This window comes from Pseudomonas viridiflava, assembly GCF_900184295.1.
Taxonomy (GTDB): Bacteria; Pseudomonadota; Gammaproteobacteria; order Pseudomonadales; family Pseudomonadaceae; genus Aquipseudomonas; species Aquipseudomonas viridiflava.
This window is the reverse complement of sequence record NZ_LT855380.1, coordinates 1,016,289-1,033,062: the sequence shown is the minus strand read 5'-3', so window position 1 is coordinate 1,033,062 and position 16,774 is coordinate 1,016,289. Positions and strand designations below refer to the sequence as shown.

Annotated in this window: 14 protein-coding genes and 1 pseudogene; 13 read left to right on the top strand and 2 right to left on the bottom strand. The window is 58.4% G+C overall.

The window, feature by feature from the left end; translation table 11 throughout:
* Position 1 precedes the first annotated feature (1 nt).
* Positions 2-1,513: an IS66 family transposase gene (gene tnpC / locus CFBP1590_RS04985; RefSeq protein WP_088234579.1), complete on the top strand. Its 1,512-nt coding sequence runs from the start codon at positions 2-4 to the stop codon at positions 1,511-1,513.
* Between the two features lie 44 nt (positions 1,514-1,557).
* Positions 1,558-2,280: pseudogene (gene tnpC / locus CFBP1590_RS04980) on the top strand (IS66 family transposase); the annotation flags it as partial.
* 522 nt (positions 2,281-2,802) lie between these two features.
* Here the strand turns inward: tnpC (CFBP1590_RS04980) and CFBP1590_RS04975 are convergent.
* Positions 2,803-3,240 (bottom strand): pilin, encoded by a 438-nt coding sequence (locus tag CFBP1590_RS04975; RefSeq protein ID WP_025993964.1) that lies wholly within the window; start codon positions 3,238-3,240, stop codon positions 2,803-2,805.
* A 224-nt stretch (positions 3,241-3,464) separates the two neighbouring features.
* On the opposite strand from CFBP1590_RS04975, the gene pilB reads away from it, so the two are divergent.
* From pilB to yacG, 5 genes are read left to right on the top strand one after another with little or no spacing between them, the layout of a single operon-like run.
* Positions 3,465-5,165, top strand: a complete 1,701-nt coding sequence (gene pilB, locus CFBP1590_RS04970; protein WP_029243836.1) for a type IV-A pilus assembly ATPase PilB — start codon at positions 3,465-3,467, stop codon at positions 5,163-5,165.
* A gap of 2 nt (positions 5,166-5,167) precedes the next feature.
* Positions 5,168-6,385 (top strand): type II secretion system F family protein, encoded by a 1,218-nt coding sequence (locus tag CFBP1590_RS04965; RefSeq protein ID WP_088234578.1) that lies wholly within the window; start codon positions 5,168-5,170, stop codon positions 6,383-6,385.
* A gap of 1 nt (position 6,386) precedes the next feature.
* The gene (locus CFBP1590_RS04960; protein WP_088234577.1) at positions 6,387-7,259 is read left to right on the top strand and encodes a prepilin peptidase; all 873 of its coding nucleotides are present in this window, start codon (positions 6,387-6,389) and stop codon (positions 7,257-7,259) included.
* Positions 7,256-7,879, top strand: coding sequence for a dephospho-CoA kinase (coaE, locus tag CFBP1590_RS04955; RefSeq protein WP_025993968.1), 624 nt, complete (start codon positions 7,256-7,258; stop codon positions 7,877-7,879). The genes CFBP1590_RS04960 and coaE overlap by 4 nt, the downstream gene beginning before the upstream one ends.
* Entirely contained in the window at positions 7,876-8,085 is a 210-nt protein-coding gene (gene yacG, locus CFBP1590_RS04950) for a DNA gyrase inhibitor YacG (protein ID WP_088234576.1), read from the top strand. The genes coaE and yacG overlap by 4 nt, the downstream gene beginning before the upstream one ends.
* Positions 8,086-8,453: 368 nt before the next feature.
* Here yacG and CFBP1590_RS04945 read toward each other — a convergent pair whose 3' ends face one another.
* Positions 8,454-8,915, bottom strand: a complete 462-nt coding sequence (locus CFBP1590_RS04945) for a hypothetical protein (protein ID WP_057409622.1) — start codon at positions 8,913-8,915, stop codon at positions 8,454-8,456.
* Between the two features lie 124 nt (positions 8,916-9,039).
* Here CFBP1590_RS04945 and CFBP1590_RS04940 point away from each other — a divergent pair, with 124 nt between their 5' ends.
* The 6 genes from CFBP1590_RS04940 (at position 9,040) to CFBP1590_RS04915 (ending at position 16,764) form a co-directional block, all read left to right on the top strand.
* Complete coding sequence (locus tag CFBP1590_RS04940; RefSeq protein WP_004884092.1) at positions 9,040-9,669, top strand: DUF1780 domain-containing protein; 630 nt, start codon at positions 9,040-9,042, stop codon at positions 9,667-9,669.
* Complete coding sequence (locus CFBP1590_RS04935; RefSeq protein ID WP_088234575.1) at positions 9,666-10,211, top strand: MOSC domain-containing protein; 546 nt, start codon at positions 9,666-9,668, stop codon at positions 10,209-10,211. Before CFBP1590_RS04940 ends, CFBP1590_RS04935 begins: the two co-directional genes overlap by 4 nt.
* Positions 10,212-10,224: 13 nt before the next feature.
* Positions 10,225-10,398, top strand: coding sequence for a DUF3094 family protein (locus tag CFBP1590_RS04930; protein ID WP_004884089.1), 174 nt, complete (start codon positions 10,225-10,227; stop codon positions 10,396-10,398).
* Between the two features lie 63 nt (positions 10,399-10,461).
* Positions 10,462-11,760: an NAD(P)/FAD-dependent oxidoreductase gene (locus tag CFBP1590_RS04925; RefSeq protein ID WP_088234574.1), complete on the top strand. Its 1,299-nt coding sequence runs from the start codon at positions 10,462-10,464 to the stop codon at positions 11,758-11,760.
* A gap of 370 nt (positions 11,761-12,130) precedes the next feature.
* Entirely contained in the window at positions 12,131-16,165 is a 4,035-nt protein-coding gene (locus tag CFBP1590_RS04920; RefSeq protein WP_088234573.1) for a Pls/PosA family non-ribosomal peptide synthetase, read from the top strand.
* Positions 16,162-16,764 carry a 4'-phosphopantetheinyl transferase family protein gene (locus CFBP1590_RS04915; protein WP_050575459.1) on the top strand — a complete coding sequence of 201 codons (603 nt, stop codon included), beginning with the start codon at positions 16,162-16,164 and terminating at the stop codon, positions 16,762-16,764. Before CFBP1590_RS04920 ends, CFBP1590_RS04915 begins: the two co-directional genes overlap by 4 nt.
* Positions 16,765-16,774: the final 10 nt, after the last annotated feature.

The window sequence follows — 16,774 nt, the reverse complement described above, 5'->3', positions numbered from 1 at the left end:
CATGAAATCCATGCCTGACAACCTTCCCGACGATCTCCAACTGCTAAAGCAAATGCTTGCGAAGATGCAGTCGCGGGTCGGTTTTCTAGAAGAAGAGAACGCATTGCTGCGCCAGCGCTTGTTCGGACGCAAGTCCGAGCAAACAGCCGATCCGGCCACACCGCAGTTGGCGCTCTTCAACGAAGCCGAAAGCGTCGTCGAAGCTATCGACGAAAACGCTGAAGAAGAGGTTGTCGCCCCCTCCAAGCGCCGTGGCAAGCGCAAGCCGCTGCCTGCCGATCTGCCGCGCATCGAAGTCATCCACGAACTGCCCGAGCACGAACTGACCTGCGCCTGCGGTTGCCGTAAACACAGCATTGGTGAGGAAATCAGCGAGCAGCTTGAGATCGTGCCAATGCAGATCCGCGTGATCAAGCATGTGCGCAAGATCTACGGTTGCCGTGAATGCGAAGCCGCCCCAGTCACTGCGGACAAGCCTGCTCAACTGATTGAAAAAAGCATGGCCAGCCCCAGCGTTTTGGCGATGTTGCTGACTACCAAATACGTTGACGGTTTACCGCTTCATCGATTTGAAAAAGTGTTGGGTCGCCACGGTATTGATATCCCGCGCCAGACTTTGGCTCGCTGGGTGATCCAGTGCGGCGAACACTTTCAGCCGCTGCTGAATTTGATGCGCGACCGGCTACTGGAAAGCCGCGTCATCCGCTGCGACGAAACGCGCGTGCAAGTGCTGAAAGAACCAGATCGAGAACCGAGCAGCCAATCCTGGATGTGGGTGCAAACCGGCGGCCCACCGGATAGGCCGGTCATCCTTTTTGACTACTCCACCAGCCGGGCGCAGGAGGTGCCAACGCGCCTGCTCGAAGGTTATCGCGGTTACGTGATGACCGATGACTACGCCGGTTACAATGCCTTGGGCGCGCAGGACGGAGTTGAGCGTCTAGGCTGCTGGGCGCATGCGCGACGCAAGTTTGTTGAAGCACAGAAAGTGCAGCCCAAAGGTAAAACGGGGCGTGCCGATATCGCGCTGAACCTGATCAACAAGCTTTACGGCATCGAGCGCGACTTGAAGGCCAGTAGCGATGCTGACCGTAAAATCGGCCGTCACGAACATAGCCTGCCGATACTGGCTCAGTTGAAAAGCTGGATCGAAAAGACGCAGCCCCAGGTCACCGCTCAGAATGCCTTGGGCAAAGCCATCAGTTACCTCGCAAGTAACTGGAGCAAGCTGGAGCGATACGTCGAGGAAGGGTATTTGCCGATGGACAACAACGCGGCAGAACGCGCGATCCGCCCCTTCGTGATCGGAAGAAAGAACTGGCTGTTTAGCGACACGCCCAAGGGCGCGACGGCCAGTGCTCAACTTTACAGCTTGGTCGAGACTGCCAAAGCCAACGGCCAAGAGCCTTATGCGTGGCTGCGCCACGCACTGGAACGCCTGCCAACGGCGACTTCGGTTGAGGATTACGAAGCCTTGCTGCCGTGGAACTGCGAACCTCGACTTCACAGCTAAGCGCTTTACCTATCTTTAGCCAAGTGGGGTTTATGGAGCGCTTACCACCGAATCAGCCGGTGATCCTTTTCGACTACTCGACCAGCCGAGCGCAGGAGGTGCCTACGCGCCTGCTCGAAGGTTATCGCGGTTACGTGATGACCGATGACTACGCCGGTTACAACGCCTTGGGCGCGCAGGACGGAGTCGAGCGTTTAGGCTGTTGGGCACATGCTCGACGCAAGTTTGTTGAAGCACAGAAAGTGCAACCCAAAGGTAAAACGGGGCGTGCCGATATCGCGCTTAATCTAATCAACAAGCTTTACGGCATCGAGCGCGACTTGAAGGCCAGTAGCGATGCTGACCGTAAAAACGGCCGTCACGAACATAGCCTGCCGATACTGGCTCAGTTGAAAAGCTGGATCGAAAAGACGCAGCCCCAGGTCACCGCTCAGAATGCCTTGGGCAAAGCAATCAGTTGCCTCGCAAGTAACTGGAGCAAGCTGGAGCGATACGTCGAGGAAGGGTATTTGCCGATGGACAACAACGCGGCAGAACGCGCGATCCGCCCCTTCGTGATCGGAAGAAAGAACTGGCTGTTTAGCGACACGCCCAAGGGCGCGACGGCCAGTGCTCAACTGTACAGCTTGGTCGAGACTGCCAAAGCCAACGGCCAGGAACCTTATGCGTGGCTGCGCAACGCACTTGAACGTTTGCCAACGGCGACATCGGTAGAGGATTACGAAGCCTTGCTGCCGTGGAACTGCGAACCTCGACTTCACAGCTAAACGCTTTACCCATCTTTAGCCAAGTGGGGTTTATGGAGCGCTTACCAAGCATAGGCCTGAGAGCTATTTGACGCCGAGATATATGTGAAGGGCTTTAAGCTCCACCAATATCTGCAATGTAGACGCCCCTGAGCCTGTGCTTGAAAAGCGATACCCATCCTTCCGTAGGCATCATCTGCGCAGGTTTTGAGCGCTTCGTTTGCACGCTTGGCTAGCAGCGTATGCCGGGGGAGGCACTGAGGTTGCTGCGCAGGCTGAACAGCAGGAATTTCTTCTCCCGCTAGAAATGGCCGCCGAAGCATACGAGGTATGCTGGATATGAATGCAAGAAAGCCGATGGAAATTAGAAAAATCATTAATATCTGCAATCTAGCTTTAGAGCGGTGTTTCGCGTAGCAGGCACTCTATTTTTACGAAGGTTGCACGAAGCTCACGTATTGCTCGTACGGGTCAGCGTCAATAAAAAAATCCCAACCATTACTGATCGGGATTTTTTATGCAATCAGAACGTCTTAAACATACTTAGCGGCAGTTGGCTGGACGATATTGAGCGACGATTGTACCTGCAGTACATGTCCAGCCAAGAGAGTTGTTTGTTCCTAGAACCGGAGTCAGTACAAAAGTCTGGTTACGAATGGCATTATTCACGGGTGCTCCGTTAATTGTAGTTGCGGTGATAACTCCGCCAGCTCCAATTGCAACGGAGGTAGTGTAAGTACCAGACGCACCACCGTAGTTTGCAGTAGCGTTGCTTGTAGGAAAAGCGCCGGTAGTCTGGTAAGTCTCGCTAACCGCGACCTTGGCACCATCCGCAAGCGTCGCCAGCTCTGCTACCTGAGCGCGGATTGTGTAGTCCTGATATGCAGGAATGGCCACCGCTGCGAGAATGCCCACGATCGCTACGACGATCATCAGTTCGATCAGCGTAAAACCTTTTTGTAGCGTTTTTTGTACTTTCATTGCGTACTCTCCGAGGCGTCAATTTTTAGGTGCCTTGACCGAGTAGAAGCACACGCCATGCCAATTGGGGCCACATAGTAAATGTGCCTCTGAGCCTTATAAAACCTGGCAAAGGTTTTCAGAAATCAGCAGAAACTGACAATTTTCGTCACATTCCTCCATCCCATTTGGCAGCACCCTCTGACTGCGCTATAAACCTCACATTGTCTGCGTCTGGTGGTTTTATGAGTGATGTCGTTGTTCTTACCGGCCTGGCCAAGCAATTGGTCGTCGCCGAGCTTCTTTCCGAAAAAGCCGCTCAACAGGCTTTCCAGCAGGCGCGACGCGACAAGATTTCGCTGATCAGCTATTTGGTTCAGAACAAACTGGTCAAGAGTCTCACGTTGGCCGAAATGGCGTCCGAGCAGTTCGGCGTGCCATTCATGGACATATCAAGCCTCGATAAAGAAAGCCAGCCCAAGGGGCTGGTAAGCGAAAAGCTCGCACGCCAACACCACGCCCTTCCCCTGTGGCGTCGGGGCAACAGACTGTTTATTGGCATCTCGGACCCGACCAATCATCAGGCGGTGACCGACATCCAGTTCAGTACTGGTTTGAATACTGAAGCGATTCTGGTCGAAGACGACAAACTCACTGCAGCCATTGACAAGTTTTTTGACAGCGATAGCGGGCTCGGGTCCATGGCCGATATCGACCTGGAACTCGATATCGAGCCGGGCGAAGGCGTCAAGGAAACATCTATTACCAGCCGCGACGACGCCGATGACGCTCCGGTAGTGCGTTTCGTCAACAAAATGCTGCTGGATGCCATTCGCCTGGGCTCGTCCGATCTGCACTTCGAACCTTATGAAAAGGTGTTTCGCGTGCGCTTTCGTACGGACGGGATTCTGCACGAGGCGGCAAAACCTCCTATCAATCTGGCCAGTCGTATCGCGGCGCGCCTGAAGGTCATGGCCAGCCTGGACATCTCGGAACGGCGCAAGCCTCAGGACGGCCGGGTCAAGTTGCGTGTTTCCAAAACCAAATCCATCGACTTCCGGATGAACACGCTGCCGACGCTGTGGGGCGAGAAGATCGTGATGCGGATCCTCGATCCGACCAGTGCACAGATGGGTATTGATGCGCTGGGCTACGAGCCGGATCAGAAAGAGCTGTATCTGGAAGCGCTCAAGCAGCCGCAGGGCATGATTCTGGTGACAGGCCCGACCGGCTCGGGCAAAACCGTTTCGTTGTACACAGGCCTTAATATTCTCAACACCGTGAATATCAATATTTCAACCGCCGAGGATCCGGTGGAGATCAACCTGGAAGGCGTCAATCAGGTCAACGTCAACCCGCGCCAGGGCATGGACTTCTCCCAGGCGTTGCGCGCGTTTCTGCGTCAGGACCCGGATGTGATCATGGTCGGTGAGATTCGCGACCTGGAAACCGCCGAGATTGCGATCAAGGCCTCTCAGACCGGCCACATGGTGTTATCGACGCTGCACACCAACAGCGCAGCAGAAACCCTGACACGCCTGCACCACATGGGTGTTGCGGCATTCAACATCGCCACGGCGATCAATCTGATCATTGCTCAGCGACTGGCGCGCAAGCTGTGCAGCCACTGCAAGAAGGAAGTCGACGTCCCACACGAGACGCTGATCAAGGAAGGCTTCCCGGAGTCGAAAGTCGGCACCTTCACACTGTACGGCCCGGTCGGATGCGAACACTGCAACGGCGGCTATCGAGGCCGAGTCGGGATTTACGAGGTCGTGAAAAAAACGCCGGAACTGGAACGCATCATCATGGAAGAAGGCAACTCGCTGGAGATTTCCAGGCAGATGCGCAAGGATGGTTTCAATGACCTGCGAACATCCGGCTTGTCGAAAGCCATGCAGGGCATTACCAGCCTGGAAGAAGTCAATCGCGTGACCAAGGATTAAGCATGGCCAGTAAAGCAGTCAAAGTCAGTGTTTTCACCTGGGAAGGCGTAGACAAGAAAGGCAGCAAGATCAGCGGCGAGTTGAGTGGCCACAATCCGGCGCTGATCAAGGCTCAACTTCGTAAGCAGGGCGTCAACCCGACCAAAGTGCGGAAGAAGACAGTCTCGATTTTCGGCAAGGGTAAAAAGATCAAGCCGCTGGACATCGCGTTTTTTGCCCGGCAGATGGCGACCATGATGAAAGCGGGCGTTCCGCTGTTGCAGTCTTTCGACATTATCAGCGAGGGCGCGGAGAACCCGAACATGCGCTCGCTTGTGGACTCTCTTAAACAGGAAGTATCCGCTGGTAATAGTTTTGCAACGGCGTTGAGGCAAAAGCCCGACCAATTCGACAATTTATTCTGCAATCTGGTGGACGCAGGCGAACAGGCAGGTGCTCTTGAAAGCTTGTTGGACCGGGTAGCGACTTATAAGGAAAAAACCGAAAAGCTCAAAGCCAAGATCAAGAAGGCCATGACTTATCCCGCCGCAGTTCTGGTTGTGGCGTTTATCGTCTCCGGGATTCTGCTCATCAAAGTGGTGCCACAATTTCAGGCGGTTTTTGCCGGTTTTGGGGCCGAGTTACCTGCTTTTACACGATTGGTCATCGGTCTTTCCGAAGTGGTCCAAACCTGGTGGCTGGCCATTATCGGGATATTCGTCGGCAGCTTTTTCATATTCAAGCGAAGCTACAAACAGTCACAGAAATTTCGCGACAGTGTTGACAGGTTTCTGTTGAAGATTCCGCTGATTGGTCCTTTGATCTTCAAGTCGTCAGTCGCTCGCTACGCTCGCACGCTGGCTACGACCTTTGCGGCGGGTGTTCCCTTGGTCGAAGCACTGGATTCCGTGGCAGGGGCTACAGGTAATGTCGTGTTCAGAAATGCAGTGATGAAAATCAAGCAAGATGTGTCCACGGGGATGCAGCTGAATTTCTCAATGCGCTCCACAGGGGTATTTCCAAGCCTTGCTATCCAGATGACCGCCATCGGTGAAGAGTCTGGTGCCCTGGATAGCATGCTCGATAAGGTCGCGACCTATTACGAAGATGAAGTCGACAACATGGTCGACAGCCTGACCAGCTTGATGGAGCCGATGATCATGGCCCTGCTCGGCGTTATCGTCGGAGGGCTGGTCATTGCCATGTACCTGCCGATTTTCCAGTTGGGAGGTGCGGTCTGACATGCCCCTCCTCGACTTCCTGGCCAGCTCAACGCTGGCCTTCGTTATTTTCATCGGCGTACTCGGCCTCCTGATCGGAAGCTTCCTCAACGTCGTGGTCTACCGCTTACCCAAAATGATGGAGAACGACTGGAAAGCCCAGTCTCGTGAAATGCTCGGCCTGCCCGCCGAGCCTGAACAGCCCACCTTCAACCTGATCCTCCCCCACTCCCGCTGCCCCCACTGCGCGCATCAGATCCGTCCTTGGGAAAACCTGCCGGTAGTCAGCTACCTGATGCTTGGCGGCAAGTGTTCGCAATGCAAGGCTCCGATCAGCAAGCGCTATCCGCTGGTCGAGCTGGTCTGTGCGTTGTTGTCGGCCTATGTGGCCTGGCATTTCGGCTTTGGTTGGCAGACGGCGGCAATGCTGGTGCTGAGCTGGGGCTTGCTGGCGATGAGCCTTATAGACGCCGACACCCAGCTGCTGCCGGACTCACTCGTATTGCCGTTGATGTGGCTGGGCCTGATCGTTAACGCATTTGGTCTGTTCACTTCGTTAAACGACGCTTTGTGGGGGGCCGTGGCGGGGTATCTGTCGTTGTGGTCGGTGTTCTGGCTGTTCAAGCTGATCACGGGCAAGGAAGGCATGGGCTACGGCGACTTCAAACTGCTGGCCATGCTCGGGGCGTGGGGCGGCTGGCAGATCCTCCCGCTGACGATCCTGCTGTCATCGCTGGTGGGGGCCATTCTTGGCGTGATCATGATGCGATTGCGCAATGTCGAATCCGGTACTCCGATCCCCTTCGGTCCTTATCTGGCCATCGCGGGGTGGATCGCTTTGCTCTGGGGTGGTCAAATAACCGACTCCTATTTGCAGTTTGCCGGTTTCAAATGACCCACCCTGATCAAAAACCCTGGATTCTCGGCCTGACTGGCGGCATCGGCAGCGGTAAAAGTGCGGCAGCGCAGTGCTTCATCGACCTGGGCATCCATACCGTGGATGCCGATCATGCTGCGCGCTGGGTGGTGGAACCTGGACGACCGGCGCTGGAACAGATCGTCGAGCACTTTGGCGCTGGCGTTTTGCAGGCCAGCGGTGAACTGGACCGGGGTGCGCTGCGTAAGCTGATCTTCGAACAGCCCGAAGAACGGCGCTGGCTGGAGTCACTGCTGCACCCGCTGATCAATCAGGAAATCAGCCGGTATCTGGCGCGTGCCACGTCACCCTACGCCATCCTGGTGTCACCGCTGCTGATCGAATCCGGTCAGTACCGCACAGTCCAGCGATTGCTGGTGATCGATGCACCCCAGGCACTGCAGATAGAGCGCACCATGCTGCGCGACAGCTCAAGCCAGGAGCAGGTCCAGGCCATCCTCAAGGCTCAGGTGCAGCGCGAAGAACGCTTGCGCCATGCCGACGATGTGCTGGTCAACGATCAGGATACTGCCTGGCTGAAAAGCGAAGTCGAGCGGCTGCACCACTTTTACCTTACTTTGCGTGGAGGCCAATCATGAGCCAACCAATGACCGTTCAATGCCCGACCTGCGGCGCGCCCTTGGAATGGAGCGCGGCCAGCCCCAACCGTCCGTTCTGCTCGGACCGCTGCAAACTGATCGACCTCGGTGCCTGGGCATCGGAGGAACACGCCATTCCGGTGAGTCCGGATGCAGAAGACGATTTGTTCTCGGGCGATCTGGAAGCGCCGCACAGAGGGCACTGAGGCTTAAGCGGGTTCTTTTCTCAAGCAACTCCATCGCCTGATGATCGTTACCACGCACTGCGTCCGCTCAAAAATGTGACGCAGAGCGTCCCGGGAGGCATGCCCACGCGGAGCGCTCATCGTTATACACAAAATCGACCTGAATGAATGCGGTATCCCGAAAGTGGGAGCGGACTTGTCCGCGAAAGGGCCGGTACATCCGACGCATATGCGGTGGCTGAAAAACTGCATTCGCGGACAAGTCCACTCCCACGACGCCCAGTGTTTGCTGCGCGACAGCGCTACGTCGAAGACGTGGTGGCGCCTCCCACAGGGTATGCATTCAGTCAGATACTTTCGTTTTGCCCCGGCACGATGACACCCCTCCGTTACGGCCTTTCCAGCGCCGCACGCAGCGTCTCGGCACTCCCGAACTGTTGCTGACTCACCAACTGCCCATCGCGCAATTGCAACCACAGGACTTTATCCTCGTCACCCGCGTACTGCGGCACGATGCGGGCTTCGCGGTCGAGCATGACGCGGTAGGTGTAGTCGCGCATTTTGGGGATGGCGAACATTTTGGCGATGATGGTCGGCATTTTCTGGATGTCGGCCACGAAGACGGTGTTGCGCGCTTCGAGAAAGCCCTTGGGTTTTTCCGCCAGCGCGGCGTTGACCAGTTTGGCGGCGTCCATGCTTCTGGCGACCAGCAGGGTTTGCGTCTGGTTGTTCAGGGTATAAGGCTGATCGTACTGATCAAGCAGTGTCCACGGCGCCAGGCGCTCGCCGGTTTGCAGGGCATTGGCCGTCAGCGGCAGCAGGGCCAGGAACAGCATGGGCAGAAATTTCAACGGGGCACTCCTCGAAAAGGTACTGTTTGCCAAAGGGCGGTTACGGCCGGTCAAAATGAAAGCCAGTTTACACCCAGACATTCTCTCTTCCAGTGACAGCGATTAGAACGCTAAGCTTGGGCCTATGGATGACTCAGACTACTTACGCCTGTTGACGATCCAGGCCGAACAAGCCAACGCCTTTCTTTCCAATGCGCGAAAGTGGGAGCGTGAGCGGTGGGTTTGTCAGCGCCTGCTGCAGGGCCTGAACATCCCGCATCGCAACGAAGACTTCACGCCTGCTGGCCAGGAGCCGCCGGACGTGCTGTTTCGTGATGCGTGCTTCGAGGTGTTTTTCGTGCTCGACGAGGGTCGCCGTCTCAATGACGAGTGGCGCGAGGAGCTGGAGCGACGACGCAGTGCCTTCTCCCTGAGCCAGCTGGTGCGCCGTGAGGCCAAGCCCAAGCGCATCCCGGCCTCCGAACTGCTGCGACGCCTCGCCCCTACCCTGCGCAAGAAATCCCACAACTACCGCGAACGGGGCCTGGACCTCGGCGAGCTGGACATCATTGCCTTCGCCAGCCTCAAGCGCGAAGTGCTGGACCTCAACAGCCATTTCCCGCCGCCCACCGAGTACCTGCGTCAAGGCTGGCGCTCGCTGTCACTGGTGGGGCCGACCTTTGCCCGTGTATTGTTCGCGCACCCGGATGCTCCGGACTTTCTGCGTACCAATCTGGGCCGCAGTGTCGTTTTCGATGTTGGAATCAGTTTATGAGCCCGTTACAGGAACTGCTGGCCGACGTCCCGCAGCACGGTCGTGTGCGCTGGATTGGCGTGCGCCCCGAATCACGTGTCGACATGTTAGAACTGGATGCCGTAGAAGCGCGCCGCGAAGCCGGCCTGACCGGTGACCACTCGCGCCCTGGGCCGCGTAACGCCCGGCAGGTCACGCTGATTCAGTGGGAACATCTGGCTGTGGTCAGCTCTCTTCTGGACAGGTCGGCGGAAAATCCCATCGTGCCTCAGGACCTGCGCCGTAACCTGGCGATCAGCGGCATCAATCTGTTCAGCCTGAAGGGACGGCGTTTCAGGATCGGCCAGGCGATTTTCGAGACCACGGGCTGGTGTCAGCCTTGCGCACGCCTTGAGCAACGGCTCGGCCATGGGACCTTTCAGGCGGTGCGCGGGCATGGCGGAATTACCGCCCGAGTGATACAAAGCGGAATCATCCGGCTGGACGACACGCTTCAGGTCGAACCGCTGGAAAGCACCGATTCATGGCCTCCTGCCAGGCAGTACGCGCGAAACGAAACGTAAGACGAGACATAAAATGAGCAGCCGTCTGAACCCGGACGACCAACGGCGTGTCGAAGAATACCTTCAGACGCCCCAGCACCAAGTCGAGCGCAGGCCTTTCCGGCCTTGGCTGCTCCTGATCATGCTGGTGGTCGTGGTCATCGGACTGGGCCTGCTGAGCCGTTTTCTGAGCCATCTGACGCTATGAGCTGCCTTGCGCTCGCGAAGATCGAGCTCCTCCCGAATTCCTTAAACCTTCTGAGTAATCCTTATGACTCATCGTATTGTCATCGTTGGTGGAGGCGCTGGCGGTCTGGAGCTGGCTACCCGTCTGGGTAAAACCCTGGGCAAGAAAGGCACGGCCAGCGTCACGCTGGTGGACGCCAACCTCACCCACATCTGGAAGCCGCTGCTGCACGAAGTGGCGGCCGGCTCATTGAACTCGTACGAAGACGAGCTCAACTACGTGGCGCAAGCCAAATGGAACAACTTTCAGTTCCAGCTGGGGCGCATGACCGGTCTTGACCGCACCGTTAAACAGGTGCATCTGGCCGCTACACTGGATGAAAACGGTGCCGAACTGGTCCCGGCACGCAGCCTGGATTACGACTCACTGGTCCTGGCAGTGGGCAGCACCACCAACGATTTCGGCACCAAGGGCGCGGCGGAACACTGTCTGTTTCTCGACACACGCAAGCAGGCCGAGCGTTTCCACCAACAACTGCTCAACCACTACCTGCGTGCGCATGCCGGTCAGGCGGACGCTGCCCAGGAAATCACGGTTGCCATAGTCGGAGCCGGTGCGACAGGCGTTGAGTTGGCGGCCGAGTTGCACAACGCAGCCCACGAACTGGCCGCTTACGGGCTGGGTCAGATCAAGCCGGAAAACCTGCGCATCACCGTGATCGAAGCAGGCCCGCGTGTTCTGCCGGCGCTGCCCGAGCGCATCGGTAGTCCGGTCCACAAGACCCTGAACAAGCTCGGCGTGACGGTGCTGACCAGCGCTGCCGTGAGCGAAGTCACGGCCGACAGCCTGATCACGGCAACCGGTGAAGTCATTCCTGCAACCCTGAAAGTCTGGGCGGCGGGCATTCGTGCCCCGGCGTTCCTCCACGAACTGGATGGGCTGGAAAGCAACCGCATCAACCAGCTGCAGGTGTTGCCGACCCTGCAAACCACTCGCGACGAAAACATCTTTGCCTTCGGCGACTGCGCCGCCTGCCCGCAAAAAGGCACCGACCGCAATGTCCCGCCTCGCGCCCAGGCTGCACACCAGCAGGCGTCATTGCTGGTCAAATCCCTGCGTCTGCGGATCGAAGGCAAGACGCTGCCGGAATACACCTACAAGGACTACGGCTCGCTGATCTCCCTGTCCAGCTTCTCGGCCGTGGGCAATTTGATGGGCAACCTGACAGGCAGTGTCATGCTCGAAGGCTGGCTGGCGCGGATGTTTTACGTGTCGCTGTACCGCATGCACCAAATGGCGCTTTACGGCATGTTCCGCACGCTGATGCTGATGCTGGGCAGCCGGATCGGCAAAGGCACCGAGCCACGGATGAAGCTGCACTAACGGGTCGTGATCGGGCATGCCGATGTTCTGCATCGGCATGCCCTCCCAGAAGTCCCCCCGTGTCCAGCAGCGCCTCCTGAACAGAACTTCCGGGCCTGAATCACCGATTCAAGGCTGACCTTACCCGCCTCTTCTTCTCCCCTCACCTTCACCACACCGTTCAAGCTGCGTACAGCCAGTGCTTGCCATATTTGCCTGGCCAGCATGTTCTGTTGCCATCGAAGCGGTCCGGCCAAAATGTATCAAATCTGACACACGCCGGACGCTTGGCCCTACACGACGCACCTCACATTCTGGTTGATCCGCCTCTGTGCTCATAACGACAAGCCCCTCACGGGCATCTTTTCAGACGAGCGAACGACCTGCTGCCATGAACAACATGAACCCGTTGAAGACTTTCCAGAACGAGCCCTTGCTGGATGTGATGTACGGCCCGATGCAACCGGAGTTGCTGCGCGAGGAAGTGCTGGCCGATATACTCGAAGCCACGTCGCAGCAACACCCCGAGCAGATAGCGCTCATTTTTGGCGAGCGTCGGCTCACCTACCGTGAACTGAACCGGCAGGCCGATCAGGTGGCGTCGGCTTTGATTCAGGCAGGCGTAAAGCCTGGCCATATCGTCGGACTCTGGTTGCCGCGAGGCATTGAGCTGCTGGTGATGCAGGCCGGCATTGCCAAGACCGGTGCCGCCTGGCTGCCGCTCGACCTGGACACCCCAGTGGATCGCCTGCAAATCTGCATCGAGGACGCTGGCGCGACAGGTGTGGTCTGCAATCAATCCCTTGGCATCCTGTTGCGTGATACCGGGCTGACCGCATGGACTGCAGAAGCGTTGCTGATGCCAACCGATTCAGCCCCGATGCGCCGCAGCGGCGCTTTGCCGGATCATCCGGCCTACATCATCTACACCTCAGGCTCTACAGGCAAGCCCAAGGGCATCGTGATTTCCCAGCGCAGCATCTGCCACTTCCTGCGCAGCGAAAACGCGGTACTCGGCATCCGTGCGAGCGACCGCATCTACCAGGGCTTCTCGGTCGCGTTCGACATGTCGTTCGAGGAAATCTGGATTGGCTATCTGGTAGGCGCAACCCTATGGATTGGTCCCAAGGAAACCAGTGGCGATCCCGAGACCCTGCCGCGCCTGCTGAATGAACAGCAGATCACCGTTTTGCATGCGGTGCCGACGTTACTGGCCCTGTTCAGCGAAGACGTACCGAGTCTGCGGCTGATCAATCTGGGCGGCGAAATGTGCCCCGAGTCGCTGGTGGATCGCTGGTCAAAACCGGACCGGCAGATGTTCAACACCTACGGCCCCACCGAAGCCACGGTGTCCGCCAGTCTGGCGCGAATGTCGCCCGGCCGCCCGGTCAATATAGGCCAGCCGCTGCCCAACTACGGCCTGCTGATCATCGCCCATGATTCACAGGTTGGCAGCGAACACCCGCCCACGCTGTTGCCACGCGGACAGACCGGCGAGCTGTGCATCATCGGTCCCGGTGTTGCCGAAGGTTATCTCGGGCGCCCGGACCTGACCCGGGACAGGTTCCTCCCCAACCCGTGGTCCATCGGCCATCATGACGCCCGCCTGTATCGCACCGGGGATCTGGCGCGTATTGACCATGAAGGGCAGGTGCATTGCCTGGGTCGTGCGGATGATCAGGTCAAGATTCGCGGTTTTCGTGTCGAACTCGGTGAGATAGAAGCCTTGATGGCGCAGGAACCCGGCGTTGGCACTGTAGCCGTGCTGTTGCGCAACGATAACGGGCTCGATCAACTGGTCGCTTATGTGGTGTGTGACGATGCGCCGCCAGCCGCATTCACGAGCCGTCTGCGCAAGGCGCTGCAGGCACAGCTTCCGCCCTACATGGTGCCGAATCAGTTCGAGCTGCTCGAGTCCATGCCGCGCCTGATGTCCGGCAAGATCGATCGCAAGGCGCTCAAGGCGCGTCCGTTGAAAGTCGATGATGCCGGAGCCGAATCCGATGTCGCTGAAACGCCCGGCGAAGTTGCGCTTTTCGCAGCGTTGGCCGCGTTGTTTCCAGGCGTGCCGATCCGTCGGCATGCCGACTTTTTTACCGATCTGGGCGGGCATTCCTTTTTTGCCGCCCGACTGGCCTCCGCACTGCGCGCCGACCCGCGCTTCGCGCACATTACCGTGCGCGACATCTATCAACAGCGGCGGGTCGACGCCATCGCTGCCGTTCTCGAACAGACGCCTCAAGCCAGCGTTGAATACGCGCCATGGACGCCACCTTCAGCCTGGCGACGCTGGCGCTGCGGCGTAGCGCAGGCACTGGCGCTACCGGTGATGGTCAGCCTGCGCATGTCACAGTGGCTCGCGCCATTCTTCACGTATCACTACCTGACCGGTTCACCGGACGACTCCGTCGCCTTGGCCACGCTCGCGTCGGTCGTGGTATTCCTGATCGCCACCGTTCTGCAGTTCATGATCGCGCTGTCAGGCAAATGGCTGATCGCCGGCCGCCTCAAACCCGGCGTCTACCCGCTGTGGGGCATGACCTACTTTCGCTGGTGGGCCGCCGATCGCATGGTCGAGTCGGCACCGACCTACCTGTTGAGCGGGTCGTCACTCTACCCGGCATGGCTGCGTGCGCTGGGTGCAAGGATCGGGCGTGACGTGATCATTGGCGGCGCGGTAGTACGCAGCCCCGACCTGTTGCAGCTCGATGACGGTGTCAGCGTCGGCAACGGCGTCAGCTTTGAAAATGCACGCGTCGAACGCGGCCAGTTGCATCTGGGCCAGATCACGTTGCAGGCCAACGCCTGCGTCGGGTCCTACGTGATCATGGAAGGCAATACCGGCGTGGGCCCACTGGGTCATCTGGAGTCACAGTCTGCACTGGCAGAAGGCCGCGAAGTGTCCGCAGGTCGTATTTGGCAGGGCTCACCGGCGCGCGATGTCGGCTCGTTCGACACCCGGCACCAACCTCAGCGGCCTGCCGTGAGTAAAAACCGTCTGCGCGCAGAAACGCTGTTCTTCACAGCAGGCATTCTGTTGATCGCTACGCTGTTTTTCATTCCGGTTTTCCCCACCTTTTTCTTGATGGACTGGTTTGACGCACAGCACGTATTGCCCTGGCTGGCAGGCACCAGCGTAGGCAGCCAACTCGCCCGGTACTTCATGCTGGCCTTTCCGGCGAGCGCAGTGCTGATTGTCGCGACGGCACTCGCATCGGCTGCCTTGCGCTGGATTGCCCTGCCCCGACTCAAGCCGGGACGCTACGCCGTACACAGCAACACCTATTGCGCCAAATGGCTGATCAGCCACATTCAGGAGGCGAGCCTTAACGTGCTTTCCGGCATCTACGCAACGGTGTACGCGCCTTTCTGGTACAGGCTGTTGGGCGCAAAGGTCGGGCGTAACGCTGAAATCTCCAGCGCTCAGGGTGTGATCCCCGACATGCTGACCCTGGGTGATGAAACCTTCATCGCCGATGCCGTGATGCTGGGTGACGAACGCATCGACGGCGGCTGGATGACCCTGCAGCCGACCGTGATCTCCAACCGCAGTTTTGTCGGCAATGGCAGTTACATCGCGGACGGCACCGTGCTGCCCGAGAACGTGCTGATCGGCGTTCACTCAAGCACGCCGCCCAACAATGAACTGGCAGATGGCGACACCTGGCTCGGCTCGCCACCGATCAACCTGCCCGCGCGCGAGCAGGCCAGTGGTTATCCCGAGTCGCTGACGTTCAAGCCCTCGGTACTTCGACGTCTGGCGCGAGGTTTGATCGAGGGTATTCGTATCGTTACGCCAAATGCCGTGATGATTGCCGTCGGCTACACCGTCATGCTGGACCTGATGCCCCTCACCGAACAAGGCCGATGGGGCGCCGTTATGGTCTATCTGGCGCTGATCGGTCTGGCTTACAGCGTGGGCAACTTTTTACTGGTAGCTGGTTTGAAGTGGCTGCTCATCGGCAGGTACCAAAAGCGTGCCACGCCAATGTGGACTCCGTTTGTCTGGCTGTCCGAAGGGATCACCAGTCTTTACGAGGGCATGGCAGCGCCGCACTTCATGCGGTACCTGCGAGGCACGCCATGGCTGCCGCTGGCCTTTAACCTGCTCGGCTGCAGGATTGGCCGAGGCGTTTACATGGACACGACCGACATTACTGAATTCGACTGCGTGAACATTGGCGCGGACAGTGAACTGAATGCCGGTGCCTGCCCGCAGACCCACCTGTTCGAAGACCGGGTGATGAAAATCGACCAGGTGAACATCGGCGAGCGGGTGTACATGGGACCACGCAGCGCCGTGCTTTACAGCGCAGACGTAGGCAACGACGCCCACCTGGGCTCGCTGACGCTGGTCATGAAAGGCGAAAACATCCCCGCGCTCAGCCGTTGGGCGGGGTGTCCGGCGGCGCCTGCCAAGGCATGAGTCACTTGCCGGCCGGCGCTTTCAAGAGCAAAGGCTGGTTCGCTCACCCGCAGCCCGACCATCTGCCCCGTCGAAGACACTGCGAACAGGTGCTGTTGGTCAGCACTCTGGTCGAGCCCAGCGCTTCAAGAGCAGACGCAAGAGCCCGTATTCGCGGCCACTTGCGTCAATGCCTCGCCCAATGGCTGGGATTGCCGCACGATGCAATTACGCTGGCCAGCACTCCCGGCCACCCTCCTCGATTATGGATCGAAGGCCTGAAGGAGCCGGGCCTGTCGTTCAGCCATGAGACCGGGCTTTCAGTCGCCGCAGTGAACCTGAGTGGTCTGGTGGGGGTCGATGTGATGACTGTACAGAACGTGCCGGACTGGCAGACCGTAGCAAGGGATTACCTCGGCCCGACGGTGACGCACCGATTGCAGGAAACGCCTGAAGGGGCACGCAACCTCGCGTTGGCCAACGCCTGGTGCCAGCACGAAGCACTCTTAAAGCTGCACGGCAGACACCTCATCGAATGGACCGAGCACTCCAGGTCAGAGGGATCTCTGGTTGAGCTCGAGCTGCTGCCAGGGTTGGCGGGGGCATTGGCCATGCTCTGATCCTGACCAC

Coding starts and splice junctions, on each gene's coding strand:
- CFBP1590_RS04925 (WP_088234574.1), top strand. CDS start 10,462: ATGACTCATCGTATTGTCATCGTTGGTGGAGGCGCTGGCGGTCTGGAG.
- CFBP1590_RS04935 (WP_088234575.1), top strand. CDS start 9,666: ATGAGCCCGTTACAGGAACTGCTGGCCGACGTCCCGCAGCACGGTCGT.
- CFBP1590_RS04930 (WP_004884089.1), top strand. CDS start 10,225: ATGAGCAGCCGTCTGAACCCGGACGACCAACGGCGTGTCGAAGAATAC.
- CFBP1590_RS04975 (WP_025993964.1), bottom strand. CDS start 3,240: ATGAAAGTACAAAAAACGCTACAAAAAGGTTTTACGCTGATCGAACTG.
- CFBP1590_RS04960 (WP_088234577.1), top strand. CDS start 6,387: ATGCCCCTCCTCGACTTCCTGGCCAGCTCAACGCTGGCCTTCGTTATT.
- CFBP1590_RS04920 (WP_088234573.1), top strand. CDS start 12,131: ATGAACAACATGAACCCGTTGAAGACTTTCCAGAACGAGCCCTTGCTG.
- pilB (WP_029243836.1), top strand. CDS start 3,465: ATGAGTGATGTCGTTGTTCTTACCGGCCTGGCCAAGCAATTGGTCGTC.
- tnpC (WP_088234579.1), top strand. CDS start 2: ATGAAATCCATGCCTGACAACCTTCCCGACGATCTCCAACTGCTAAAG.
- CFBP1590_RS04940 (WP_004884092.1), top strand. CDS start 9,040: ATGGATGACTCAGACTACTTACGCCTGTTGACGATCCAGGCCGAACAA.
- CFBP1590_RS04965 (WP_088234578.1), top strand. CDS start 5,168: ATGGCCAGTAAAGCAGTCAAAGTCAGTGTTTTCACCTGGGAAGGCGTA.
- yacG (WP_088234576.1), top strand. CDS start 7,876: ATGAGCCAACCAATGACCGTTCAATGCCCGACCTGCGGCGCGCCCTTG.
- coaE (WP_025993968.1), top strand. CDS start 7,256: ATGACCCACCCTGATCAAAAACCCTGGATTCTCGGCCTGACTGGCGGC.
- CFBP1590_RS04915 (WP_050575459.1), top strand. CDS start 16,162: ATGAGTCACTTGCCGGCCGGCGCTTTCAAGAGCAAAGGCTGGTTCGCT.